22 protein-coding genes and 1 tRNA gene are annotated in these 25,166 nt (G+C 65.2%); 19 read left to right on the top strand and 4 right to left on the bottom strand.

The features are described from left to right. The first annotated feature begins 79 nt into the window (after nt 1–79). A complete protein-coding gene (locus tag C448_RS02325) occupies nt 80–2,197 on the top strand; it encodes a right-handed parallel beta-helix repeat-containing protein (RefSeq protein ID WP_004051597.1) in 2,118 nt (705 codons plus the stop codon). A 171-nt stretch (nt 2,198–2,368) separates the two neighbouring features. Here the strand turns inward: C448_RS02325 and C448_RS02320 are convergent, their stop codons facing one another. Both C448_RS02320 and C448_RS02315 read right to left on the bottom strand, forming a co-directional pair. Then, complete coding sequence (locus C448_RS02320; RefSeq protein ID WP_004051596.1) at nt 2,369–3,313, bottom strand: alkaline phosphatase family protein; 945 nt, start codon at nt 3,311–3,313, stop codon at nt 2,369–2,371. A 108-nt stretch (nt 3,314–3,421) separates the two neighbouring features. Next, nucleotides 3,422–3,494, bottom strand: a tRNA-Asp gene (locus C448_RS02315). A gap of 228 nt (nt 3,495–3,722) precedes the next feature. Between C448_RS02315 and C448_RS02310 the strand changes: the two genes are divergently transcribed. The 12 genes from C448_RS02310 (at nt 3,723) to C448_RS02255 (ending at nt 17,372) form a co-directional block, all read left to right on the top strand. Beyond that, nucleotides 3,723–3,950, top strand: coding sequence for a DNA-directed RNA polymerase subunit H (locus tag C448_RS02310; RefSeq protein ID WP_004051595.1), 228 nt, complete (start codon nt 3,723–3,725; stop codon nt 3,948–3,950). Continuing rightward, entirely contained in the window at nt 3,950–5,509 is a 1,560-nt protein-coding gene (locus C448_RS02305) for a DNA-directed RNA polymerase subunit B'' (protein ID WP_004051594.1), read from the top strand. The genes C448_RS02310 and C448_RS02305 overlap by 1 nt, the downstream gene beginning before the upstream one ends. A 1-nt stretch (nt 5,510) precedes the next feature. Further along, nucleotides 5,511–7,346, top strand: a complete 1,836-nt coding sequence (rpoB, locus tag C448_RS02300) for a DNA-directed RNA polymerase subunit B (protein ID WP_004051593.1) — start codon at nt 5,511–5,513, stop codon at nt 7,344–7,346. 13 nt (nt 7,347–7,359) lie between these two features. Continuing rightward, nucleotides 7,360–10,317, top strand: coding sequence for a DNA-directed RNA polymerase subunit A' (locus C448_RS02295; RefSeq protein ID WP_004051592.1), 2,958 nt, complete (start codon nt 7,360–7,362; stop codon nt 10,315–10,317). After that, the gene (rpoA2, locus tag C448_RS02290) at nt 10,310–11,491 is read left to right on the top strand and encodes a DNA-directed RNA polymerase subunit A'' (RefSeq protein WP_004051591.1); all 1,182 of its coding nucleotides are present in this window, start codon (nt 10,310–10,312) and stop codon (nt 11,489–11,491) included. Before C448_RS02295 ends, rpoA2 begins: the two co-directional genes overlap by 8 nt. A 42-nt stretch (nt 11,492–11,533) precedes the next feature. Then, nucleotides 11,534–11,953, top strand: a complete 420-nt coding sequence (locus tag C448_RS02285; RefSeq protein WP_004051590.1) for a NusA-like transcription termination signal-binding factor — start codon at nt 11,534–11,536, stop codon at nt 11,951–11,953. Between the two features lie 364 nt (nt 11,954–12,317). Then, the gene (locus C448_RS02280; protein ID WP_004051589.1) at nt 12,318–12,746 is read left to right on the top strand and encodes a 30S ribosomal protein S12; all 429 of its coding nucleotides are present in this window, start codon (nt 12,318–12,320) and stop codon (nt 12,744–12,746) included. Further along, a complete protein-coding gene (locus C448_RS02275) occupies nt 12,743–13,354 on the top strand; it encodes a 30S ribosomal protein S7 (protein ID WP_004051588.1) in 612 nt (203 codons plus the stop codon). The genes C448_RS02280 and C448_RS02275 overlap by 4 nt, the downstream gene beginning before the upstream one ends. 284 nt (nt 13,355–13,638) lie before the next feature. Continuing rightward, nucleotides 13,639–14,316, top strand: coding sequence for a DUF6230 family protein (locus C448_RS02270; protein WP_004051587.1), 678 nt, complete (start codon nt 13,639–13,641; stop codon nt 14,314–14,316). Nucleotides 14,317–14,361: 45 nt separating this feature from the next. Next, complete coding sequence (locus tag C448_RS02265) at nt 14,362–16,380, top strand: DUF6114 domain-containing protein (RefSeq protein WP_004051586.1); 2,019 nt, start codon at nt 14,362–14,364, stop codon at nt 16,378–16,380. After that, a complete protein-coding gene (locus tag C448_RS02260; protein WP_004051585.1) occupies nt 16,377–16,751 on the top strand; it encodes a DUF6114 domain-containing protein in 375 nt (124 codons plus the stop codon). Before C448_RS02265 ends, C448_RS02260 begins: the two co-directional genes overlap by 4 nt. Before the next feature lie 90 nt (nt 16,752–16,841). Further along, nucleotides 16,842–17,372 carry a hypothetical protein gene (locus C448_RS02255; RefSeq protein ID WP_004051584.1) on the top strand — a complete coding sequence of 177 codons (531 nt, stop codon included), beginning with the start codon at nt 16,842–16,844 and terminating at the stop codon, nt 17,370–17,372. A gap of 17 nt (nt 17,373–17,389) precedes the next feature. On the opposite strand, the gene C448_RS02250 is transcribed toward C448_RS02255, so the two are convergent. After that, nucleotides 17,390–18,139 carry a DUF5781 family protein gene (locus C448_RS02250; RefSeq protein ID WP_004051583.1) on the bottom strand — a complete coding sequence of 250 codons (750 nt, stop codon included), beginning with the start codon at nt 18,137–18,139 and terminating at the stop codon, nt 17,390–17,392. A 245-nt stretch (nt 18,140–18,384) separates the two neighbouring features. On the opposite strand from C448_RS02250, the gene C448_RS02245 reads away from it, so the two are divergent. Then, nucleotides 18,385–20,571, top strand: coding sequence for an elongation factor EF-2 (locus tag C448_RS02245; protein ID WP_004051582.1), 2,187 nt, complete (start codon nt 18,385–18,387; stop codon nt 20,569–20,571). Between the two features lie 397 nt (nt 20,572–20,968). Here C448_RS02245 and C448_RS02240 read toward each other — a convergent pair whose 3' ends face one another. After that, a complete protein-coding gene (locus C448_RS02240) occupies nt 20,969–21,187 on the bottom strand; it encodes a hypothetical protein (protein WP_004051581.1) in 219 nt (72 codons plus the stop codon). A gap of 123 nt (nt 21,188–21,310) precedes the next feature. Here C448_RS02240 and C448_RS02235 point away from each other — a divergent pair, with 123 nt between their 5' ends. The 5 genes from C448_RS02235 to C448_RS02215 all read left to right on the top strand — a co-directional run bounded on the left by C448_RS02235 (nt 21,311) and on the right by C448_RS02215 (nt 25,156). Next, a complete protein-coding gene (locus tag C448_RS02235; protein WP_004051580.1) occupies nt 21,311–21,838 on the top strand; it encodes an amino acid-binding ACT domain-containing protein in 528 nt (175 codons plus the stop codon). Further along, on the top strand, nt 21,835–22,785 hold the full coding sequence (locus tag C448_RS02230; protein WP_004051579.1) for a homoserine dehydrogenase: 951 nt from the start codon (nt 21,835–21,837) through the stop codon (nt 22,783–22,785). The genes C448_RS02235 and C448_RS02230 overlap by 4 nt, the downstream gene beginning before the upstream one ends. A 132-nt stretch (nt 22,786–22,917) precedes the next feature. After that, on the top strand, nt 22,918–24,183 hold the full coding sequence (tuf, locus tag C448_RS02225; protein WP_004051578.1) for a translation elongation factor EF-1 subunit alpha: 1,266 nt from the start codon (nt 22,918–22,920) through the stop codon (nt 24,181–24,183). After that, entirely contained in the window at nt 24,180–24,491 is a 312-nt protein-coding gene (rpsJ, locus tag C448_RS02220) for a 30S ribosomal protein S10 (RefSeq protein ID WP_204365460.1), read from the top strand. Before tuf ends, rpsJ begins: the two co-directional genes overlap by 4 nt. A gap of 56 nt (nt 24,492–24,547) precedes the next feature. Further along, nucleotides 24,548–25,156: a rhomboid family intramembrane serine protease gene (locus C448_RS02215; protein ID WP_004051576.1), complete on the top strand. Its 609-nt coding sequence runs from the start codon at nt 24,548–24,550 to the stop codon at nt 25,154–25,156. The last annotated feature ends 10 nt before the right edge of the window (nt 25,157–25,166 follow it).

The raw sequence follows: 25,166 nt of genomic DNA, 5'->3' as shown, positions 1-25,166 counted from the left end.
CGTCTATGCTAGCTGAAAAATACGTAAACGTAACTAATTGGCCAGAAGCGGTATTTTACAAATGCCTAATGAGCAGACGATGCCACGCGACGGAGTACGCAACGATAGCGATAGCACAGACGACGGTTTCAAACCAAGCCGACGGTCGTATCTCAAGGCTGCCGGTGCGGCTGCCGTGTCGGTTCCGCTGCTCGCTGGGGAGGGGGCGGCGGCGACCGAACGCCACGGGATCAGCTTCGATAACGTTGTAAACATGGCTGATGCCGGTGCCGACCCGAACGGCAACGAGGCGTCCGACGGTGCACTTCAGTCGGCCGCAAGCAGCAACACCCTGCTCAAGTTCCCCTCGGGAACGTACAAGTTCACCCAGAAGAACGTCATCAGCGGCGGTAGCGTCGGTATTGTCGGCGAAGGCGACGTCACCTTCACCGTCCCCGACGGCTTCAACGACACGCTGCTGGCGATCAACGGCGGGTCGGGCGCGCTGGTCGAAAACATCACGATCGACCAGAGCGGCGCGTGTCCGAACCTCCAGGTCGCTCCCGACGACAACCTCCAGGTTCACGACGTCACGATCAAAGGCCAGAGCCTCCAATCGAGCGATAGCGCCGAGGACGCGTTCACGCCGATGATTCGCTCCTCGGGCGGTTCGGGGACGGTCAAAAACCTCGTCGCGCACAACGAGGGCCGGATGGGTGCCTACGCCCGCTCCGGTATCTGGATCGGCAGCTCGAACAAGGGGACCATCACCCTGCGCAACTGCAACGTCGAGGGCTTCTCGAACAACGGCGTCTACGCCAGCCGTACCCCCGGTGTGGTGAAGGTCGAGGGCGGCACCTACCGGAACAACGACCTCTCGCAGGTCCGGATCGGCAGCTCGGGCAGCTACGTCGATGGCGCGACGATCGAGGCCGACGTCTCCGACAGCCGATCGCCGAACCCCAAGGACATGCTCAACGGCTCGGGCATCCGCCTCGAAAGCGACCGTGGCGGCTCCGGTGCCGTCGTCCGCAACTGTGACGTCCGCGTCGGCCCCGAGGTCAACGCCGACGGTGGGATCCAGATCTTCGGCAACTACGGCGAGTTCACCATCGAGAACACGAACGTTGAGTACAACCCACAGGGCTACTCGATCCGCGCGAAGCCGGGCGGCTCCGGCAGCGGCACGTTCAAGAACGTGAGCGTCACCGGCGACGCCTCCGACTGGGTCGGCGTCCTCATCGAGGATCGTTCCGGTACGACCGTCAAGGACTGCTGTATCCAGCAGACCGGCGGCGGGCGGACCGGTCTCGCACTGCACAACTGTGGTGGCAGTACGGTCAAGAACTCCACCATCAACGCGGGCGCACAGGCGGTCCGCGTCCGCAACGGTGACGTGAACGTCAGCGGGATCGACAAGAGCGGCAGCTGTCCCGCCCCGAACCTCGACTCGTCGAGCTACAGCGGCTCGTCGGGTTCGAGCGGTTCCGATTCGGATAGCTCCGACAGCTCTTCGGGCGATGACTCGTCCAGCAGCGACTCGTCCAGTAACGAGTCGTCGGGCGACGATTCGTCGAGTGAGTCCTCGTCGAACGACTCCTCCTCGGAATCGAGCGACGACTCCGATTCCAAGGATTCCTCGTCCGATTCGGACAACTCGTCGAACAACGACGACGGTGCGGGCTCCGACGACGAACTGAGCGGCGACGTCAACGAGTCCGACGTCCCCGAACCATCCGACAACGCCAACTTCGTCGTCACGGATACCGACACCTCGGGCGGACGCATCCCCTACGACGTCGAGACGAGCGGCAACATCGACAAGGCCGGGACTGGCGGGGCGACCAAGGACTCCAACGACGACATCTCCGGCAAGAGCGCCTCGGGCGGCGTCAACGAGTGGCGCGACGCCTACGAGTACGAGGGCGAGATCGTCTCACTCGAAGTCGACGACCGTGCGACGATCAAGCTCGACGGCGACGCGGGCACCATCACGGTGATGGGCGAGGACGGGAGCGGCACCGACTACTCGCTCGAAGTCACCGGTGAACTCGAACACGCCGACGACTCGACCGACCCGATCTCCGACGACAACAGCTCGGTCTCGGGCGGCGTCGGCAGCTTCCGCGACGAGTACACCTACACCGGCGAACTCGTCCAGGCATCGATCGAGGACTCGGTCTCGATCACCACCGACCCCGAAACGCTCGACGAGTAACGACCCCCGACGGGTCGTCCCGTTTTTTGCGTGCGGCACCGACACGCAGCCGTTCGAGCGGCAGTCGTGAACCGTCCCCTCCACTGATCGCCACGGATCCTCGAACACCCCGCTGACGCTCACGGACACGACGCTGCTCGTTCGCGATACGGTTCCCGATCGGATCGGGAGTTACATCTTGTAGCCGAGATCTTCGAGTCGGTCGGCCACCACATCGTTGTCCATGCCCATGTCCGCCGGCTCCGTCTCGTCGCCGCGTTCGGGCTCGTGCTCGGGCTCCTCCGCGACGATCTCCCGGCGTTGACCGTTGGTGTGAACGTGCCACGGCACCGAAAGCAGCTCGTCGGTGTAGATGCCCGGCGGGTGGCCGTACTCCCTGAACGGGATCGGAAACGAGCGCTCGCCGATCATCTGGCCGTGATCGGCGGTGACGACCGTCTTGCCGCCGAGCGTTTCGAGGAGGTCCTCGACGTGCGGGAGTATCGCATCGAGGTTCTCGACGAACGCACGCCGGAGCACCGAATCGGGGAGATCGAGCCTGCCGCTGTTGATGGCGTCCCACGCCCGCAGATCGTTGAGCTCGGGATGTTCGCGACCCGTCTGGCCGATCGCGGGGAAATGCGGCTGGAGGAAGTGGACGAACAGACGCTTGTCGGGATACTCCTCGGCGGCGCGTTTGGCGTGTTCGGCGGCCGTCTCGGGGCGGACCGTGTTGAACTCCTCGTCCCAGCCACCGTCGCGCCAGACGTTGATCTCGCGGTGGAAGCTCGCCTCGACGTCGCCTCGGTTGCGGTTCCAGTAGAGCATCGGCGTGGCGGTGACGTAGACCGTGTCGTGCATCTCGCGTCCATCGAAGTTGGCTGCGAAGAACTCGCTGGTCATCGACGAGCGCGAGCGCCGCTTTTCCAGCCGACCGGGCAGATCGGCACGGGCGGCGAAGGCGTCGTATCGGCAGGCATCGAGAAGCAGGAGGTTGTCCCAGTCGGCGGCCATGACGTCGACGCCGTCGGGGTTGTACTCCCGGCTGTTGAGACGGGTGTAGTAGAGCCGGTTCAGTTCACGGACGAAGAGTTTCGGTTCCTCAAGCACGCGCCGCAGCTGCCGCAGTTCGTACATTGGGTATGTAGTTCATGCCGGACCACATAAACGATCGGCATTCGACGCCCTCGACGTCGCCCCCAGTCGCTTCGCTCCTCTCGCTCACGAGTTGGCGTCGGCAGAAAGCGCCCGAGGCGGGATTTGAACCCGCGTCATCACCGTGACAGGGTGATATGATGGGCCACTACACCACCCGGGCAACAACCATCCGTACTCCGGAGACGAACTTAAGGGTTTTCAAACGACCTCGCCCACGGTGGCCCAAAGCGCTATAGTCCATGGCCGCGTCGGGCCGGGCAAGCGCGGCTCTCACGACTGCTGCGCTGTCGGCGACTCGTTCGGGTCGTCGGTAGCAATGCTTAAGTTCGCCGGTGATATATGGACTGTAGTCTCTCGTGATAGCAACTTCTCCCCCGGATAGGTACACATGGTAGAGGTCAGCCAACACACACTCGTTCCCGAGCATCGCCTCATCGACGACGACGAGATCGACGCGCTGCTCGCGGAGTACGACATCAGTCGCACCGACCTTCCGAAGATCAAACGGACGGATCCGGCGCTGCCCGACGAGGCGGCGACCGGCGACGTCGTCCGGATCGAACGGGACTCGCGAACGACCGACCGTGCGGTGGTCCATCGACTCGTCATCGAATAATGAACAGGGAACTACGGCGCTCGATATCGAGGGAGTATTTCTCCCGTGAACGGCTCGCAGAACACCATTTCAGCTCGTTTAACGCCTTTCTCAACGGCGGCATGCAGCAGGTCGTCGACGAGAAGGAGACGATCGACACCGACATCGGCGACAAGGAGGGCGAAGAGCCCGTCTTCGTCGAACTCGGCGACGTCCGTGTCGTGACGCCGCGCGTCCGCGAGGCCGACGGGAGCGAAGAACGGCTCAACCCCCAGGAAGCGCGCCTCCGGAACATCACCTACGCCGCGCCCGTCTTCATGGAGATGGCGGTCGTCGTCGGCGGCGAGGAAGAGGAGGAGCGCGTCGTCGACACGACCGAGACACAGATCGGGCGCATGCCGATCATGGTCGGCTCGGACAAGTGCAACATCGCCGATGCGAGCGACGAGGAGCTCATCGATCTCGGCGAGGATCCCGCCGACCCCGGTGGTTACTTCATCGTCAACGGCTCCGAGCGCGTGCTGATGACCAGCGAGGATCTCGCACCGAACAAGATCCTCGCGGAGTACGACACGAAATACGACGACGAGATCCAGGTCGCCAAGACGTTCAGCCAGCGTCGTGGCTACCGCGCGCTCGTGCTCTGCGAGCGAAATCGTGAGGGGCTCCTCGAAGTCTCCTTCCCGAGCGTCTCGGGATCGATCGACTTCGTCACCCTTGTTCGTGCGCTCGGCCTCGAATCCGACGAGGAGATCGTCCATCGGGTCAGCGACGATCCCGAGGTCGTGAAGTTCATGCTCGAAAACCTAGAGATGGCCGAGGTCCAGACCGAAGAGGAAGCCATCGAGACCCTCGGCGAGCGCGTCGCCTCCGGCCAGGGGAAGAACTACCAGCTGAAGCGGGCGAACTACGTCATCGACCGCTACCTGCTGCCGCATCTCCACGAGGAGGGCGTTCCCGACGAGGAGACCCGGATCAACAAGGCGTTCTACCTCTGTCGGATGGCCGAGGCCTGTTTCGAGCTCGCGCTCGACCGGCGCGAGGCCGACGACAAGGACCACTACGCCAACAAGCGCCTCAAGGTGTCGGGCGATCTGATGACCGACCTGTTCCGCACGGCGCTCAACAAGCTCGCGCGCGACGTGAAATACCAGCTGGAGCGCGCGAACATGCGCAATCGGCAGCTCTCGGTCAACACGGTCGTTCGTTCGGACGTTCTCACCGAGCGCCTGGAGCATCCGATCGCGACGGGCAACTGGGTCGGCGGGCGTTCTGGCGTGTCCCAGCTCGTCGACCGCACCGACTACATGGGCGTCCTCTCGCATCTCCGGCGGCTCCGCAGCCCGCTCTCGCGGAGTCAGCCACACTTCGAGGCGCGCGATCTGCACGCCACGCAGTGGGGGCGCATCTGTCCCTCCGAGACGCCCGAAGGCCCGAACTGTGGGCTGGTGAAGAACTTCGCGCAGTCGATGGAGCTGTCGCAGGACGTCGACGACGAACGGGAACTCAAACGCGAACTGTCCTCGATGGGGGTCGACGGCATCCCCGGTATCGAGGGCGTCACATCGGCGGGAGACTGATATGAGTAGCCAAAGCCAGGCACGCGACGCCAAAGTCTACGTGAACGGAAGTCTGGTCGGCACGCATGCCGACCCCGAACAGCTTGCAACCCAGGTCCGGCAGGCACGCCGACGCGGCGACGTCGGCCGGACGGTCAACGTCTCGGTCAAGGACACGACCAACGAGGTCATCATCAACGCCGACGCGGGACGGGCCCGCCGGCCGCTGATCATCGTCGAAGACGGCGAGCCGCTCATCACCGAATCGGAGGTCGAGTCACTCACCGAGGGCGACACCGAGTTCGAGGAGCTCGTCGAGCGAGGGTATATCGAGTTCATCGACGCCGAGGAAGAGGAGGACATCCTCGTCGGCGTCGACGAGGAGGACCTCACCGAGGATCACACTCACTTGGAGATCGACCCGCAGCTCATCTTCGGGATCGGTGCGGGGATGATCCCGTATCCCGAGCACAACGCCTCCCCCCGGATCACGATGGGTGCGGGGATGATCAAGCAGTCGCTCGGGCTGCCGTCGGCGAACTACCGCATTCGCCCGGACACGCGCCAGCATCTGCTGCATTACCCGCAGCTGTCGATGGTCAAGACCCAGACCACCGAGCAGATCGGCTACGACGACCGGCCGGCGGCCCAGAACTTCGTAGTCGCCGTCATGAGCTACGAGGGGTTCAACATCGAGGACGCGCTCGTGCTCAACGAGGGGTCGGTCGACCGTGCGCTCGCGCGCTCGCATTTCTTCCGTACCTACGAGGGCGAGGAGCGCCGCTATCCCGGCGGTCAGGAGGATCGCTTCGAGATCCCCGACGACGACGTGCGCGGCGCACACGGCGAGGAGGCCTACACCCATCTCGACGAGGACGGGTTGGTGAACCCCGAGACGAAGGTCGGCGAGAGCGCCGTCCTGCTCGGGAAGACGAGCCCGCCGCGATTCCTCGAAGAGCCGGACGATATGGGCGGTCTCAGCCCGCAGAAACGCCGCGAGACGAGCGTGACGATGCGAAGCGGCGAATCGGGCATCGTCGACACGGTGACGCTGATGCAGGGCGAGGACGGTTCGAAGCTCTCGAAGGTCTCCGTGCGCGACCAGCGAGTACCGGAACTCGGCGACAAGTTCGCCTCCCGACACGGCCAGAAGGGCGTCGTCGGCCACATCGCACCGCAGGAGGACATGCCGTTCACCGAGGAGGGTGTCGTCCCCGATCTGATCGTCAACCCGCACGCGCTGCCCTCGCGGATGACGGTCGGTCACGTTCTGGAGATGCTCGGCGGCAAGGTCGGTTCGCTCGAAGGCCGCCGCGTCGATGGGACCGCCTTCACCGGCGAGGAAGAGGAGGAGCTCCGCTCGTCGCTCGAAGAGCACGGCTTCGATTCGAGCGGCAAGGAGATCATGCACTCGGGCGTGACAGGCGAAAAGATCGACGCCGAGATCTTCGTCGGGACCATCTTCTATCAGAAACTCTACCACATGGTCTCGAACAAGATCCACGCCCGTTCCCGCGGGCCGGTGCAGGTCCTCACCCGCCAGCCGACCGAGGGGCGTGCCCGCGAGGGTGGGCTCCGGGTCGGCGAGATGGAGCGCGACGTCTTGATCGGGCACGGTGCGGCGATGGCGCTCAAGGAGCGCCTGCTCGACGAGTCCGACAGGGAGTTCATCTACGTCTGCGGCGAATGTGGGATGAGTGCGGTCGAGAACGTCGAACAGCGCCGTGTCTACTGTCCGAACTGTGGCGAGGAGACCGACATCCACGAGATCGAGATGAGCTACGCGTTCAAGCTCCTGCTCGACGAGATGAAGGCGCTCGGCATCGCCCCGCGGCTCGAACTGCTGGACGCGGTCTGAGATCACGACAACCATGAGTACCAACGCAACACCGAAAGAGATCGGCGCGATCGACTTCGGGCTGATGAACCCGGAGGAGTATCGCGACATGAGCGCGACGAAGATCATCACCGCCGACACCTACGACGACGACGGCTACCCGATCGACATGGGGTTGATGGACCCGCGATTGGGCGTCATCGATCCCGGGCTGGAGTGTAAGACCTGTGGCCAGCATTCGGGCTCCTGCAACGGCCACTTCGGCCACATCGAGCTCGCCGCACCCGTCATCCACGTCGGCTTCACGAAGCTCATCCGGCGGCTCCTCCGGGGAACCTGCCGGGAGTGTTCGCGCCTGCTGCTCGACGAGCACGAGCGCGACGAGTTCGCCGAGCGCCTCCAGCGGGCGCGCGATCTCGACGACGACGTCAACGACGTGACGAAGGCGGCGATCCGGCAGGCACGGAAGGCCGATCGCTGTCCGTACTGCGGCGAGGAGCAGTACGATGTCCAGCACGAGAAGCCGACGACCTACTACGAGGTCCAGGACGTGCTCGCCGCCGAATATCCCCAGCTCATCGCCGAGGCGATGCAGCCCGACGAGGAGGAAGAGCGGCCGGCGACCTCGCCCCAGGAGCTCGCCGACGCGACGGATATCGAGCTCTCGCGGATCAACGACATTCTGGGTGGGGAGTTCCGCCCGCGCGAGGAGGGCCGGGAGGCGATCGAGCGCGCGCTCGACGTCGATCTCTCCGAGGAGGACCTGAACAAGCTGATGCCGTCGGACATCCGTGACTGGTTCGAGGCCATCCCCGACGAGGACATCGAGGTGCTCGGGATCAACGCCGAGCGCTCGCGGCCCGAGTGGATGGTGTTGACCGTGCTTCCGGTGCCGCCGGTGACGGCACGCCCCTCGATCACGCTGGACAACGGCCAGCGTTCCGAGGACGACCTCACGCACAAGCTGGTCGACATCATCCGCATCAATCAGCGGTTCATGGAGAACCGTGAGGCGGGTGCGCCCCAGCTCATCATCGAGGACCTCTGGGAGCTGCTCCAGTACCACGTGACGACGTTCATGGACAACGAGATCTCGGGCACGCCGCCGGCCCGTCACCGCTCCGGCCGGCCCCTGAAGACGCTCTCTCAGCGGCTCAAAGGGAAAGAGGGTCGATTCCGTGGGAGCCTGTCGGGCAAGCGCGTGAACTTCTCGGCCAGAACGGTGATTTCGCCGGACCCCACACTGAGCCTGAACGAGGTCGGCGTTCCCGAACGGGTCGCGCGCGAGATGACCCAGACGATGAACGTCAACGAGCAGAACATCGAGGAGGCGCGCCAGTACGTCCGGAACGGCTCCGAGGCGCATCCGGGTGCGAATCGGGTGATTCGGCCCGATGGAAAGGTGATGAAGATTCTCGATCAGGCGAAGGAGGAGCTCGCCGAGCGCATCGAGCCGGGCTGGCAGGTCCAGCGCCATCTCTCCGATGGCGACATCGTGATCTTCAACCGCCAGCCGTCGCTCCACCGGATGAGTATCATGGCCCACGAGGTGGTCGTGATGCCGTACAAGACGTTCCGGCTGAATACCACTGTCTGTCCGCCGTACAACGCCGACTTCGACGGCGACGAGATGAACATGCACGCCCTCCAGAACGAGGAGGCGCGTGCCGAGGCGCGCGTGCTGATGCGCGTCCAGGAACAGATCCTCTCGCCGCGGTTCGGCGAGAACATCATCGGTGCGATTCAGGACCACGTTTCGGGCACCTATCTCCTCACCCACGACGATCCCGAGATGGGTGGGCTGCCGCGGTTCAACGAAACGCAGGCGCTCGACCTGCTGCGCGCGACGGGCGTCGACACGCTGCCCGAGCCCGATGACGACGACGAGCAGGGGAGACCGTACTGGACCGGCCGAACGATCTTCTCCGAACTGCTGCCGAGCGCGCTCGATCTCGAATTCACGAGTTCGACGGGCGACACAGTGATGATCGACGAGGGCGCACTCGTCGAGGGCACGATCGACGAGGACGCCGTCGGCGCGTTCGGCGGCGAGATCGTCGACACGATCGTCAAGCAGTACGGCGAGACGCGTGCCCGCGTGTTCATCAACGAGGTCGCCTCGCTGGCGATGCGCGCCATCATGCACTTCGGCTTCTCGATCGGTATCGACGACGAGTCGATCTCCGACGCCGCCGAGGCACAGATCGACGAGAGCATGGACAACGCCTACGAGCGCGTCCAGGAGCTCATCGACACCTACGAGAACGACGATCTCGAATCGCTGCCCGGGCGGACGGTCGACGAGACCCTGGAGATGAAGATCATGCAGACGCTCGGAAAGGCCCGTGACTCGGCGGGTGACATCGCCGACGAGCACTTCGACGACGACAACCCGGCGGTCATCATGGCCGAGTCGGGCGCGCGTGGCTCGATGCTCAACCTCACGCAGATGGCCGCCTGTGTCGGCCAGCAGGCAGTACGTGGCGAGCGCATCAACCGCGGCTACGAGGGTCGCACGCTGAGTCACTTCAAGCCGGGCGATCTCTCGGCCGAGGCGCACGGCTTCGTCGAGGACTCCTATCGCAGCGGGCTGACGCCCCGGGAGTTCTTCTTCCACGCGATGGGCGGTCGTGAGGGGCTGGTCGACACCGCAGTGCGAACCTCGAAGTCCGGCTATCTCCAGCGCCGCCTCATCAACGCACTCTCCGAGCTCGAAACGCAGTACGACGGTACTGTTCGGGACACCTCGGACAACATCGTCCAGTTCGAGTTCGGCGAGGACAACACGAGTCCGGTGAAGGTCTCGTCGAGCGACGACAACGAGATCGACGTCGACGAGATCGCCGACCGCGTTCTCGCCGCGGAGTTCGAGGACGAGGGCGAGGAGTTCGCCGGCGAGCAGGCGACGAACCTCTCGGAGAGCGCCGACGATCGGATGGACCGCGATCGGCCGAGTTCGCCGATCGACGTCCCGGAGGTGGGCGATGACTGAGATCACGAACGCGATCGAGCGCACCGTCGAGGGGACGGATCTCCCGAAGCGGCTCAAGGACGAGGTGTACGAGAGCATCGAAGGGCGCGACGTCACCGACGAGCAGGCGGTCTCGATCGCCGAGGCCGTCGAATCGCGCTATCTCGACACGCGTGTCGAACCGCTCGATCCCGTTGGAACGGTTTCGGCACAGTCGATCGGCGAGCCGGGAACGCAGATGACGATGAACACGTTCCACTACGCGGGCGTCGCCGAGATCGACGTCACGCAGGGGCTGCCCAGGCTCATCGAGCTCGTCGACGCGCGGAAGACGCCGGATACGCCGATGATGACGGTGTATCTCGACGATCAGCACGCCGAGAATCGGGAGAAAGCCCACGAGGTCGTCTGGAACATCGAATCGACGCGGATCCTGGCGCTCGGCGACGTCTCGACGAACGTCGCCGACATGCTCGTGCAGGTGAACCTGAACGAGCAGACTCTGGACGAGCGGATGATCTCGGCCGAGACGGTCGCCGAGATCATCGAGGACTCACTCGGCGTGGAGGTCACGCAGACGGGCACGACGATCGAGTTCGGCCCCGCGGAGCCGAGCTATCGCCGTCTGCTCCAGCTGGTCGAGGAGCTGCGCGAGATCGTCTTCAAGGGCATCGAGGAGGTATCGCGGGTCGTCATCCGCAAAGAGGATGTCGATGACGGTGAGGAGTTCATCCTCTACACCGAGGGGTCGGCCTTCGGCGACGTACTCGACATCGAGGGCGTCGACGCCTCGCGGACGACCTGTAACAACATCCACGAGGTCTACCGAAACCTGGGTGTCGAGGCCGCCCGCGAGACGATCATCGACGAGACGATGAACACGCTCGAAGAGCAGGGGCTCGGCGACGTGAACATCCGCCATCTCATGCTGGTCGCGGATATCATGACCGCCGAGGGGACGATCGAGTCGATCGGCCGCCACGGCATCTCGGGCAACAAGAACTCCGTGCTCGCGCGCGCGGCCTTCGAGGTGACGGTCAACCACCTGCTCGACGCCGCGGTCCACGGCGAGGTCGACGATCTCGACGGCGTGACCGAGAACGTCATCGTCGGCAAGCCGATCAAGCTCGGCACCGGCGACGTCAACCTCCGAATGGGCGGCGCGACGACCGACGGCTCCGGCCGCGCGGACTGACTCCCGACCCCGCATCGCCCGCCGAACCACACTTCACTCACCATGCGCGTCACGCTTTCCGACACCGCACTCCGACACATCGCCCTGTTCGAGGACGTCACGGGCGCAAGCGCGGTCGACTGTCTCGTCGACGACGACCGCGTCTGCTTTCTGGTGGCCACCGGCGAGATGAGCGACGCGATCGGCCCCGACGGGACGACCGTCGAGCAGGTCGAAGAGCGCCTCGACAAGCGGGTTTCGCTCGTCGAGAACGCCGACACGGCCGAACTGTTCGTCGCCAACGCGCTCGCACCCGCGGTGGTGCACAACGTGACGATCAGCGAGAACGCTTCGACCGTGGCCTACGCCGAGGTCGATCGAGCCGACACCGGCGTCGCGATCGGCCGCGACGGCGAGACGATCGAGACCGCTCGCCGGCTGGCGGAGCGTCAGTTCGACATCGACGACATCGAACTGGCCTGAATCGAACGATCTGAGCTTTCCCTGAAATCCTGCTATCGGTGCCGTGTTCGTCACTCTATTGTATCTGTGAAGTTAGTGTCGCGTTCGGTGTTCCACCGCAACGCTGCGAAAACCGACGACAATGAGGGACCGCAACCGCACTACCCGCACAGCCCACATGCCTCCCCAGCCGATTGCGCTCCTCGCTCGCTCCGCTCGCTGTGGTGCTCATCCCTCGCGCGTTCTCCGGCCTCCGGCCGGATTCATCGCGCGCCACCGCTACTGACTCGGTTCAATGACCGACTCGTTCCAGGAACTCGCCCGTCGGCGCTCGGGGCGGCCTGAAACGGGAGGCATAAGTGCGCCCATCGGATAGCAGGGGTATATGGCCAACGGCAAGTACGCTGCGCGGAAACTCAAAAAGGACCGCCAAAATCATCGGTGGTCCGACTCGAAGTACGCCCGACGCGCCCGCGGACTGAAGGAGAAGACCGACGCGCTCGAAGGCGCGCCGCAGGGTCGGGGCATCGTCCTGGAGAAAGTCGGCATCGAGGCCAAACAGCCCAACTCCGCGATCCGCAAGTGTGTGCGGGTCCAGCTCATCAAGAACGGCCAGCAGGTCACGGCCTTCTGTCCGGGCGACGGCGCGATTTCGTTCATCGACGAGCACGACGAGGTCACGATCGCCGGCATCGGCGGCGCGAAGGGTCGTGCGATGGGCGACCTCTCTGCGGTGAACTACAAGGTCGAGAAGGTCAACGGCGTCTCGCTCATCGAACTCGTGCGCGGTAACGCGGAGAAACCCGTCCGATGAGCGAATCCGAAGCCCCCGAGCCCGACCAGCCCGCCGGCGCTGAGGAAGCGACCGGCGCGAAGCTGTTCGAGCGCTGGGACGTGACCGGGATCGAGTACGACGATCCGAGCACCGAGCGCTACATCACCGTGACGCCGGTCGAGCACACGATGGGTCGTCACGCCGGCAAGCAGTTCCAGAAAAGCGAGATCTCCATCGTCGAGCGACTCATCAACCGACTGATGCAGACCGACGAGAACACGGGCAAGAAACAGCAGGCCACCCGTATCGTGCGCAACGCCTTCGATCTCATCGCCGAGCGCACAGAGGAGAGCCCGGTGCAGGTGCTCGTCAGCGCCGTCGAGAATGCCGCCCCGCGCGAGGAGACCGTCCGGCTGAAATATGGCGGGATCTCGGTCCCCCAGGCCGTCGACGTCGCTCCCCAGCGCCGCGTCGATCAGGCGCTCAAGTTCATCGCCGAAGGGACCCACAGCGCCTCGTTCAAGTCGCCGACCGACGCCCACGAGGCGCTCGCCGAGCAGCTCACCGGTGCGGCGAACTACGACGTCCAGACGTACGCCGTCAACCAGAAAGAGGAGAAAGAGCGCGTCGCGGCCGCCGCCCGCTGACCGTTCGCACAGTTCTTTTCGGTTTTCGATCCTTGCCGTTCGGTCAGCCATCGCTTTGACAGCAACGACTGTTATATAAACAACCATGTATAGCGGGGGGAACAGTCACAGGCATGGGTATGGTTAGTACGGGTGTCATGGACGGTGTCGTAGCGTGGGACGTCGACGCGATGCGGAAGCCTCCACGCAGGCGTCCCCCGGCCGCACACGCGGGGAGCCACCGATGGCGGTGGGTTGCCGGCACACACCGTTCGGGCGTCGCACTCGACAACAGGTGATACACCATGTACGATAAGAAAGTCTTGGCGAAGGGGACGGCGGTGTCGTTCGGCGTCGTCGCGCTCGTGGCGATGCTCATCGTGAGCAGCGGCATGGCCTTCGCCGCACCGATCAGCGGCATCGGCGGGTTCACGATCAAGGCCGACGAGCTCCGGGGCGACGACCTGTACCTCTATCCGGGCGTGAGCGACACGAGCGAGCGTGAGGGTGTCCCGGTGGCGACCGCGGAGTTCTCCTCGGTCGAGATCGACGGCCTCGAACTCGCCAAGGAGCTCGAGGACGTGCCGGCCATCGGCGGTAACGCGCGTATCGTGATCACTTCGACGGACACCGTGACGGCGGATTCACTCCTCGTCAAACAGACCAAGCTTCAGGCCAGTTCGTCGACGTTCAACGGACTGTTGATCGACGAAGAGAACGCGAAATACAGCGACTCGTTCAAGCAGGTCGCCCCATCGACGGGCGAACAGCGTCAGGAAGGCGTCGATAGCGCGACGGGTGGTCCGAAGACGCTTGACTTCTCGAACGCGTCGAACCCGGGGATCGTCCTCCAGAACGCGACGATCCGGGCCCACTACCAGGCGGTCAACGAGATCTCGATTCCGGGTCTCACGCTCGCCGCCGAGTACGACAACAACGGTGACGGTGACTACACCGACGACGGCGACGTCACGCTGAGCTAACGACGGTCGATACGTTTTTCCACCACGACACACAGAATGGTTGAAATGACACAGTCCGGGTCGGGCGGTGGTAACGGGTCGGTTGGAACGCGACGCGCCCGGTTCGACCGCTGGCGGCGCGGCCGGCCGTTCGCCGGCGGTGCGCTGTTGGTGGTGGCGTCGCTCGTCATCGCGTGGATTCCGATCAACATCGCGCCCGACACCATCCTCATTGGTGAGACGCTCTCGCCGATCGGGCTGTTGTTCGCCGCGCTGGTGTTCCTCTGTGGCATCTTCGCGCTCACTCGTCCCGGCAACGCCGACATCTTCGGGATCTTCGGCGTCGTGTTCTCGATCTTCTCGCTCTACGGCGCGCTCGGCGGCTTCGTCATCGGTACCGGTCTCGGCATCATCGGCGGCGTGCTCTGCTACGCCTGGCGTGACGAGGACACCGAAGACGGGGACAACGGCGGGGGCGGCTCCGGCGGGACCACGGAGGCCGATTTCGAGTTCACCGACGACGAGACGGCTGCCGAGGAGTCGGACGACGGACTGTTCGGGACTCGATCGCGCGTGCGGCGTGCGACGAGCGCCGACGGCGGCGGTGCGGGCGGCCGAACCGCGTCGATCGCCCTCCTGCTCGTCTCGGTGATCGTTCTCGGGGCGTTCGCCCATCCGTTCATGACGGCGGCAGCCCGCGACTTCCCCAAACAGGAGGGGATCGACGGCACCGTCGTCGTCGCCGATGAGTTCTCGGGCAGCGGCTTCAACCACGAAAACGTCACGACCGACAGTTCGAACCGCGAGAGCGTCCCGGCGGGGAAGTTCTCGTTCAAGAGCAACGTGAATATCGAGGGGCTGACGATGTACAAGAACTTCCGTGGCGGCCCGGGTGGAGCGTCACATCTCACGATCAAGGGATCGTCGGCGTCGGCTCCGGGCGGGCTCTCGCTGACGGCCTCGGAGGCGTATTTCGGACGACTGGGGATCGGCAAGGATCCGGTCGTCATCCCGGCGGCACGCAAGAAGTGGTCGACGTGTCCCGGCGAGGACTTCCTGTTCTCGATCGGTGATCTGGGGCCGCTGCCCGGTCCGCCGATCGATTCGAGCAAGGTGGTGACGAACACGCATCAGCTGTCCGCGCAGTCGATCACCATCGAGAACCTCGAGCTCACGATGCAGGGCGGGACGAAATCGACGAGCGTCTCGGGGACCCCCGAGTGTACGAAAAACCCGATCGAGCCAGTGTTGGACCTCATCACGGCGAACGCGCTCGCGCTGTTGACCGACGAGGGCGTCATCAGCCCGAACGTGACGACCAACAACTTCACGGTCAGCGACTTTGCGGCACCCGCCGAGGTCCAGCGAAACGAGAGCTACGACGTGAACGCGACCGTGACGAACGCGGGCTACATCGAGGACGAGACGACCGTCACCTATCGCCGTGACGGCGAGACGCTGGCCCAGCGCAACGTCACGCTCGGTCCGGACAACGAGACGACCGTCTCGTTCACCGATATCGGTACGGACGGACTGAGCCCGGGCGAGTACGACCACGCTATCACGGCCGGCGCGAACGAGACCACCGGAACCCTCACCATCACCGCGCCGAACAGCTCGGCGAACGAGTCCAACGCCTCGGCCAACGCGAGCAACGCCTCGACCAACGTGTCGACTGCGGCTGCAAACGGCACGAACGAATCGGCGAACGCGACGAGCAGTCCGAACCGGACGAGTACAGGGAACGAGACGAGCATGCCCGACGAAAACGGGACGACTACGACGTCCGAGCCGACGACGGCTGAGCCAACGACGGCAGCCGAACCGACGACGGCGACGCCCACTCCGACTCCATCGGGCGACGCTCCGTCGACGAGCGCAACTGACACCGCCTCGCCGACGCCGACAGCAACCGATGCACCGACGGCGACGACCACGGAAACCGCCACGGCCGCGGCAGCGGGAGCCGGAAACGCATCGGCGACCACGGAGACGGCGGCCCCGACCGCTCGGCAAAACAGCACGAACGGCTCGGCGCTCATCGGCACCCCCGTGTTGGCGAGCGATCGTCAGAGGCGACGATGAGCACCGAACGGCTGGGGCTGTCGGCCCATCGGGCACGGTTCGGCGAGTGGCGGGCATCGCGGCCGTTTCTCGGCGGCGTGCTGTTGGCACTCGGTGGCGTCACCGTCGCGTTCGTGCTGATATTTTCGATGGGGATCACGTTCGCCCGAGCCAGCCCGTCGGCGTTCGCACTCGTCGCGGCGACGGCGACCTTTCTCTGTGGCGTCTTCGCGCTCGTCGAACCCGATCTCGCGGGGCTGCTCGGCGTGGCCGGCGTCGTCTCCGTCGTCGTTTCGCTCGTCGGCACGCCGCTCGGAGCCGTCCTCGGCGTGGTGCTCTCGATCCTCGGCGGCAACCTCTGCTATGCCTGGCAGCCCGAGGCGGAGAGCTAACTCCCCGCGCGGTCGAGTGCAACCGATGACAGCATCGACTGCGTCCCGCGTCCCTTGTCCCCCCACCGTCCGTCCAGCACGGGTGGGCCGATGAGCGACGATGACGACGGGTTCGTCTTCGGCGACGAGGACGAATCGCTGTTCGGGTCGTCCGATACGGCGTCAAGCAACGGCGAGCGACGCTTCGGGTCGAACGACGGAGCCGCATCCCCTGAACGATCGTCGCTTGACGGCATCACTACGACGGTCGCGACGGTGGTGCTGGTGGCCGTGTTGGTCGCCGTCGCCGGGGCGGTGGCCTATCCGGTCGTGATGGGTGCGTTCGACACCGGTGGACCGACCGACGGGCGTGTGCCGGGAGACGGTGGCGGCTCGGGGAACGTTTCGACGCCGACAACGCCGACCGACCCCTCGACGGAGATCGTGGTGACGGTCGCACCACCGACGACGGACGCATCGGTACCCAATCGCTCGTCGACGCGGGACACAGCGCGGTCGACACGGAACACGCCGATAACGACCCCGTCGGCGACCGAACGGACCACGACGGAGCGATCGACCGTCGCCGTCGAGGAGTTCCCGGCCGGCGAGCCGGCCGACGGGAACGAAACCGCCGATTGAGCACGGTGTCGGGTCCGTCAGTCGGCGGCGGAACCCGTCTGGAGGGCGTATTCGCGGGTCGCGTCGACGAGCGCCTGTCGGTACTGGCTCTCGTCGGGATCGTCGACGAGCTCTCGAAAGCGGTGTTTGAACGCTGCGAGATCGGTTCCCGGAGCGTCGTTGGCGGCGGCGTGGGCGAGGTCGTAGAGGCGGTGATCGTCGGCGATGCAGTCGTGGCGTTCCAGGAGGGCGAGCGCGAAGGCCGCGTTGACGGCCGTGATCTCGGGGTCGGCCGCGGGCGTCAGCCGCGTCCAGCGGGGCGGGTCGACCGGTCTGTCGGCGATCGCACCCGCGAGACTCGATTCGAGGAAGGACACGAGCCTGTCGGCCGGTCCAACGCTCAGGGTGATGTCGTCGGCGTAGATGTCCTTCATGTGGTTCGCGATCTGATGGCAGTGGACGAGTCGCCGGCGCTCGACCGAGTGGCCCGCGAGCGCGAGCGTGAGCGCCTCCGTGGTCGATTGGATATGTGACGGATGCGACTGCTCGTACCGACGCATATGTGAGTATTCGTGGAGCGCGAGCGGGCGCGCCATCGCGCTGGTCGCGGTCTGACGGGAAATGTTGAGCACATGCCGGTCGTCGTAGTGAGCGCTCCACGTCCGTGAATCGGGATCGGTGCGAACGTGGACGTGAACCGGGAGCGCGAGGTCGTGTTCGGTCGTGAAGAGATCCTGCGCCCCCAGGAACGGGTCCGCCGGACCGGGCGAATGCACGCGAACGTCCATGTGTTCTATTAACACGGGCTGTGGCGGTATGATTCTTGTGTCGGGGGCAAGACGCCCGCCGGAGTTCGTGATCGGGCCGGACTCTCGATCCCGTTCCGCTTTCGTCGGGCGCTGTGTGTCACGACGGTTCGTCGTTCGATTTCTATTCGTCGTGAGTAGCGAAGCCGGCCGAATTTCCCGACGTCATCGGCTCCGGGACTGGAAACAGCACCCTTTTGACCCTCCTTCCGATACGAATTCGCATAATGGGCCGACGTAAGAAGATCGTTCAGGAATGCGAACGGCTGATGGACAATCCGGAGAACATCCGGAACATCGCCATCGCCGCACACATCGACCACGGCAAAACCACCCTCACCGACAACCTGCTCGCGGGCGCGGGCATGATCTCCTCGGACCTCGCCGGCGAGCAGCTGGCGATGGACACCGAGGAGGACGAGCAGGAACGGGGAATTACCATCGACGCGGCGAACGTCTCGATGACCCACGAGTACCAAGAGACCAACCACCTCATCAACCTCATCGATACCCCCGGTCACGTCGACTTCGGCGGCGACGTGACGCGGGCGATGCGCGCGGTCGACGGGGCCTTGGTGGTGGTCGACGCGGTCGAGGGGACGATGCCCCAGACCGAGACCGTGCTGCGCCAGGCGCTCCGCGAGGGCGTCAAACCCGCGCTGTTCATCAACAAGGTCGACCGGCTCATCAACGAGCTCCAGGAAGGCCCCGAGGAGATGCAGGAGCGCCTCCAAACCGTGATCGGCGACGTCAACGAGCTCATCCGTGGGATGGCCGAGGAGAAATACGAGGAGGAAGGCTGGCAGGTCTCCGTTCAGGACGGGACTGTGGCCTTCGGCTCGGCGCTCTACAACTGGGCGACCAGCGTCCCCCAGATGCAGGCGACGGGCATCGACTTCGCCGACATCATCGACTACAACCGCAACGACGAGATCGACGAGCTGCGCGAATACTCGCCGCTCTCGACGGTCGTGCTCGACATGGTCGCCGAACACTTCCCGAACCCGGTCAAGGCCCAGCCCGAACGGGTACCGACCGTCTGGCGTGGCGACGACACGACCGAACTCGCCGAGGGGATGCGTCTCGTCGACGACGAGGGTGATGTCGTCTTCATGGTGACCGACATCGGTATCGACCCCCACGCCGGTGAGATCGCCACCGGACGACTGTTCTCGGGAACGCTCGAACGCGGTCAGGACCTCTACGTCTCCGGCACCGCCGGCACGAACCGCATCCAGTCGGTCGGGATCTTCATGGGTGGCGAGCGCGAGGAGGTCGAGCGCGTCCCCGCAGGCAACATCGCCGCCGTCACCGGCCTTCGTGACGCGATCGCCGGCTCCACGGTATCGTCGTCGGAGATGACGCCGTTCGAGTCGATCGAGCACATCTCCGAGCCGGTGATCACCAAATCCGTCGAGGCACAGAACATGGACGACCTCCCGAAACTGATCGAGACACTCCAGCAGGTCTCGAAGGAGGACCCCACGATCCGGATCGAGATCAACGAGGACACCGGCGAACACCTGATCTCGGGGCAGGGCGAGCTCCACCTCGAAGTGATTACCCAGCGTATCGAGCGCAATCAGGGTATCCCCGTCACCACGGGTGAGCCGATCGTCGTCTTCCGCGAGGCCGTCCAGCAGCCCTCCGACACGGTCGAAGGTCAGTCGCCGAACCGGCACAACCGGTTCTATCTGACCGTCGAACCGCTCTCGAAGGAGATCACCGAGACGCTCAAACGCGGCGAGGCGTCGATGGACATGCCCGAAACCGAACGCCGCGAGGCGCTCCAGGAAGCGGGCATGGACAAGGACACCTCCCAGGAGATCGAGACCATCCACGGGACCAACATCCTCGTCGACGACACGAAGGGCATCCAGCATCTCAACGAGACGATGGAACTCGTCGTCGAGGGCTGGGAAGAGGCACTCGATGACGGCCCGCTGGCCGCCGAACCCGTCCAGGGGACGCTCATCCGTCTCGAAGACGCCCGCCTCCACGAGGACGCCATCCACCGCGGTCCGGCACAGGTCATTCCGGCCGTTCGCCAGGCCGTCCACGGCGCACTCATCGACGGCCGCATCTCGATGCTCGAACCGATCCAGAACGTCCGCATCGACGTCCCGAGCGAGCACATGGGTCCCGCCTCCGGCGAGCTCCAGGGTCGCCGTGGCCGCGTCGACGACATGTATCAGGAAGGCGATCTGATGGTCGTCGAGGGCGTCGCCCCGGTCGACGAGATGATCGGCTTCGCCTCCGACATCCGCTCGGCCACCGAGGGTCGTGCCTCCTGGAACACCGAGAACGCCGGCTTCCAGGTGATGGCCGACAATCTCCAGCCCGACACGATCATGGAAATCCGCGAGCGCAAGGGCATGAAGCTCGAACTGCCCGCGAGCGTCGACTACTTCTAGAACTCCACTTTTTTACTCCTCGGGTGGCCTCCCTGCGGTCGGCCACCGCTCGTCGCAAAAACCTGGACTAAAAAGACCTGCTCACTCGGCCTCCGGCCTCGTTCGCAGTGTTCTCGTGAACGACCGCAGGGAGTGAACGAGAGCCAGAGAGACGCGAAGTCGTTCGAGAGGGCGGAACTCTCTCGTGATGACGAGACGCCTTTGGCGTCTCGGACCACGTCTCTCGTGAACCGCGCTCGTTTCACTCGCCCGGACATCCGCTACCGCAAACCGCACAGCACCGCAGAAGCCCTCACTCGCTCACTACGTTCACTCGTTCGCCCTTCATCCGCCAGGAACCGAAAACCACCACCGCACAGCCACCGCACCGCGGCCGCGACACGGCGGCTCGATCAACTCAAAACGGCAGATAGCGATCGTAGAGATCGTCGATCCGGCGGTTGAGATCGTCACCACTCTGGGAGCCCCAGGGGTTGCGCGAGAAGTAATACATGCTCGCGAGGATCACACCAATGGTGACGGAAAATCGCGGCGTGATGGCGCTGAGGACGAACGCCGAGAGGCCGGCGACCACCCCTGCGATGAGAACGTCCACGATCTGATAGGCGACGGACATGCGGCCGATAGCAGCGCGGGCGGCCTAAACGGTTCGGACGCGAGCGGAAACGCTGGTGTTTATCACTGCCGCTGTGTGACAGCGTGGTATGCATCGAGTCGAGCGGCCGACGGGTGGGGAACGATGAGCGACGCGTCGGAATCGCGCTCGGCCTACACCGTGCGCCTCGAACTCGTCGACGAACCCGGCGAGCTGCTCCGTGCGCTCGCACCCATCGCCGACAACGGCGGCAATCTGCTCTCGATCTTCCACGAGCGCGGCTCGCTCACGCCGCGCGGCCACATCCCCGTCGAGGTCGATCTGGAGGCGACGCCCGAGCGCTTCGAGACGATCGTGAGCGCGCTCCGCGAGGCCGGCGTCAACGTCATCCGGGCGGGCGCGGAGCGCTACGGCGAGGAACTTTCGGTCGTGCTCATCGGCGATCTCGTCGAGACCGACCTCTCGGATACGCTCTCGCGCGTCGAGCAGGCGAACGCCGCCGTGGCCGACGTCGCGCTCTCGGCACCGGCCGGCACCGACGAACCGTCGAGCGCGCGACTCCGGCTCGCGACCGAGACCGGCCAGCGCGAGCGCGCGCTCGATACCGTTCGCGAACTCGCCGACGAGAAGGACCTCCACCTCGTCGAGCCGCTCGCAGGGGGCGACCGATGAACATCGCCGTCGTCGGCTGTGGTGCGGTCGGGCGCGCGGTCTGCGAACTCGCCGGAAGCTACGGCCATCGTGTGACTGCGATCGCCGACTCGACGAGCGCTGCCGTCGACGAGAACGGTCTCGACGTCACAACCGTTCTCGATCGCAAAGCCGAGCGCGGCACCGTCGGATCAGGCGACCGGGAGCATGCCCTCGCCAGCGAGTACGATGTCCTCGTCGAGGCCACGCCGACGACGCTCGGCGACGCCGAACCCGGGTTCTCCCACGCCGAGCGCGCGCTCGCCCGCGACGCGCACGTTGTGCTGGCGAACAAGGGACCGGTTGCCGAGCGCTACGGCGATCTCCGCGCCGCGGAACGTGACAGCGCGGGAACGGTCCTGTTCGAGGCGACGGTCGGCGGGGCGATCCCGATCCTCTCGACCATCGCCGATCTCGGTTCGGAGGACGTGACGGCGGTCCGTGGCGTTCTCAACGGGACGGCGAACTTCGTCCTCTCACGAATGAGCGCCGAAGGGTTGGATTACGAGCACGTGCTCGCCGAGGCCCAGGATCTCGGGGTGGCCGAAACCGACCCTACCTTCGACGTCGAGGGCACCGACGCCGCGCTCAAGTGCGTCATCCTCGCGAACGTACTCGGCGACGGCGACGTGACTCTCGACGATGCGCAGGTCGAGGGGATCACGCGACTCACGCCGAGCGCGCTCGATCTGGCGAGCGAGGACGGACGGACGGTGCGACTCGTCGGCGAAGTCACCGACGGCGAGGATCCGACCGTGCGCGTCGGCCCGCGACTCGTCCCCGAGCACGGGACGCTCGCGGTGACGGGCACCCAGAACATCGTCCAGCTGGAGACGCGCCACGCCGGGCAGTTGAACCTCAGCGGGCGCGGTGCGGGCGGACGGGCGACGGCGTCGGCGGTGCTCGCCGACATCGGCCGACTGCCCTGAGACGAGACCGAAACCGTCGACAGTCGGGTCGAATCGGCCGTGTGCGCCCGATTCGCTGCGGGAGGTATCGTAATCGTTTTAACCGGAACCACAGTAAACATCCGACATAGCGCCCCTGCGCGTGAGACACCAATGGCAGACAAACCACACCAGAACTTGGCCGTCATCGGCCACGTCGACCACGGAAAGAGCACGCTCGTCGGACGACTCCTCTACGAGACGGGGAACGTTCCCGAGCACGTCATCGAACAGCACAAAGAGGAAGCCGAAGAACAGGGCAAGGGTGGCTTCGAGTTCGCCTACGTGATGGACAACCTCGCCGAGGAGCGAGAGCGCGGTGTCACGATCGATATCGCCCACCAGGAGTTCGACACGGACGAGTACTACTTCACCATCGTCGACACCCCTGGCCACCGCGACTTCGTGAAGAACATGATCACGGGCGCGAGCCAGGCCGACAACGCCGTGCTCGTCGTCGCCGCGGACGACGGCGTCCAGCCCCAGACTCAGGAGCACGTCTTCCTCGCCCGCACGCTGGGCATCAACGAGCTCATCATCGCGGTCAACAAGATGGACCTCGTCGACTACGAGGAGAACCGCTACGACGAGGCCGTCGAGGAAGTCAAGGGCCTGCTCGATCAGGTCAGCTTCGACACCGACAACGCGGGGTTCATCCCGGTGTCGGCGTTCGAGGGCGACAACATCGCCGAGAGCTCCGACAACACGTCGTGGTACGACGGCGAGACGGTGCTGGAGGCACTCAACGACCTGCCCGAGCCGAAGCCGCCGACGGACGCGCCGCTTCGGCTGCCGATTCAGGACGTCTACACCATCTCGGGCATCGGTACGGTACCGGTGGGCCGCGTCGAGACCGGTGTTCTGGAGACCGGGGACAACGTCTCCTTCCAGCCGAGCGACGTCGGCGGCGAGGTCAAGACCGTCGAGATGCACCACGAGGAGGTCCCCAACGCCGAGCCGGGCGACAACGTCGGCTTCAACGTCCGCGGCATCGGCAAGGACGACATCCGCCGCGGTGACGTCTGTGGTCCGGCCGACGACCCGCCGACGGTCGCCGAGACGTTCCAGGCACAGGTCGTCGTGATGCAGCATCCGAGCGTGATTACGTCGGGCTACACGCCTGTGTTCCACGCCCACACGACGCAGGTCGCCTGCACGATCGAGTCGATCGACTCGAAGATCGACCCGGCAAGCGGCGAGGTCGCCGAGGAGGAGCCCGACTTCATCCAGTCGGGTGATGCCGCCGTCGTCACCGTGCGCCCGCAGAAACCGCTCAGCATCGAGCCATCGGGCGAGATCCCCGAACTCGGGAGCTTCGCCATCCGCGACATGGGTCAGACCATCGCCGCCGGCAAAGTGCTCTCGGTCGACGAAGCATAATGCAGCAGGCGCGAGTCCGCCTCGCCGGCACGAGCCCCGAGGATCTGGACGACATCTGTGACGACGTTCGCGAGATCGCCACCAAGACCGGGGTCAACCTCAGCGGGCCGATCCCGCTGCCGACGAAGGAGCTCGAAGTCCCGGCACGGAAATCGCCCGACGGTGAGGGGACCGCGACGTGGGAGCACTGGGAGATGCGCGTCCACAAGCGGCTCATCGACCTCGACGCCGACGAGCGCGCACTCCGCCAGCTCATGCGCATTCAGGTGCCAAACGACGTCAGCATCGAGATCGTCCTCGAAGACTGAGGATTTTACCGGTTTTCACCCGCAACGCTTTCCATCCCCAGCCGTGAGGAGGGCGTATGGCTCGTCTCGGGGGCAGTCCGACCGTCCAGACGCTCGCGGTGATGGCCGTCGTCTTTCTCGGCCAGCAGGTCGCCGGGCTGATCGGCGCGATGGGGTTTCTCTTCGTACTCGGGCCGACCGTCCCACTCCGACCGTGGACGCTGTTGACGAGCATCTACGCTCACGGGAGTCTGCCCCATTTGCTCGGCAACGCGGCCATGCTCGTCCTCGTGGGGTTGATCGTCGAGTCGTTCACGACGACCGCGCGCTATCACGCCTTCTTCATCGCGACCGGCGCGCTCTCGGGACTCGCCCAGATCACGCTGTTGCCCGGCAGTCGCGTGCTCGGCGCGAGCGGTGCGATCTTCGCCTTCCTCGGCTATCTCGTCGCCGCCAACCCGGTGTCGAGTTCGGTGCTCGACGTGCTCCGACTACGCCGGCGCACCCAGCTCGTGCTGTTCGCGCTGCTCGCGGTCGTCGTCACGCTACTGACCGGTGCGCCGGGTGTGGCACTGGTGGCGCATTTCACCGGCTTCCTGCTCGGGCTGCTCACCGGTCGCCTCGGCGTCTTGGGGACGAACCGGCGTCGCGGGCAAACACAACATACAAGCGGACCGCCCGGGTAGAACGGGACGC

The sequence above is a fragment of the Halococcus morrhuae DSM 1307 genome (assembly GCF_000336695.1).
In the GTDB taxonomy this organism is placed as follows: Archaea; Halobacteriota; Halobacteria; order Halobacteriales; family Halococcaceae; genus Halococcus; species Halococcus morrhuae.
This window is presented reverse-complemented; position numbering and strand designations above follow the sequence as displayed.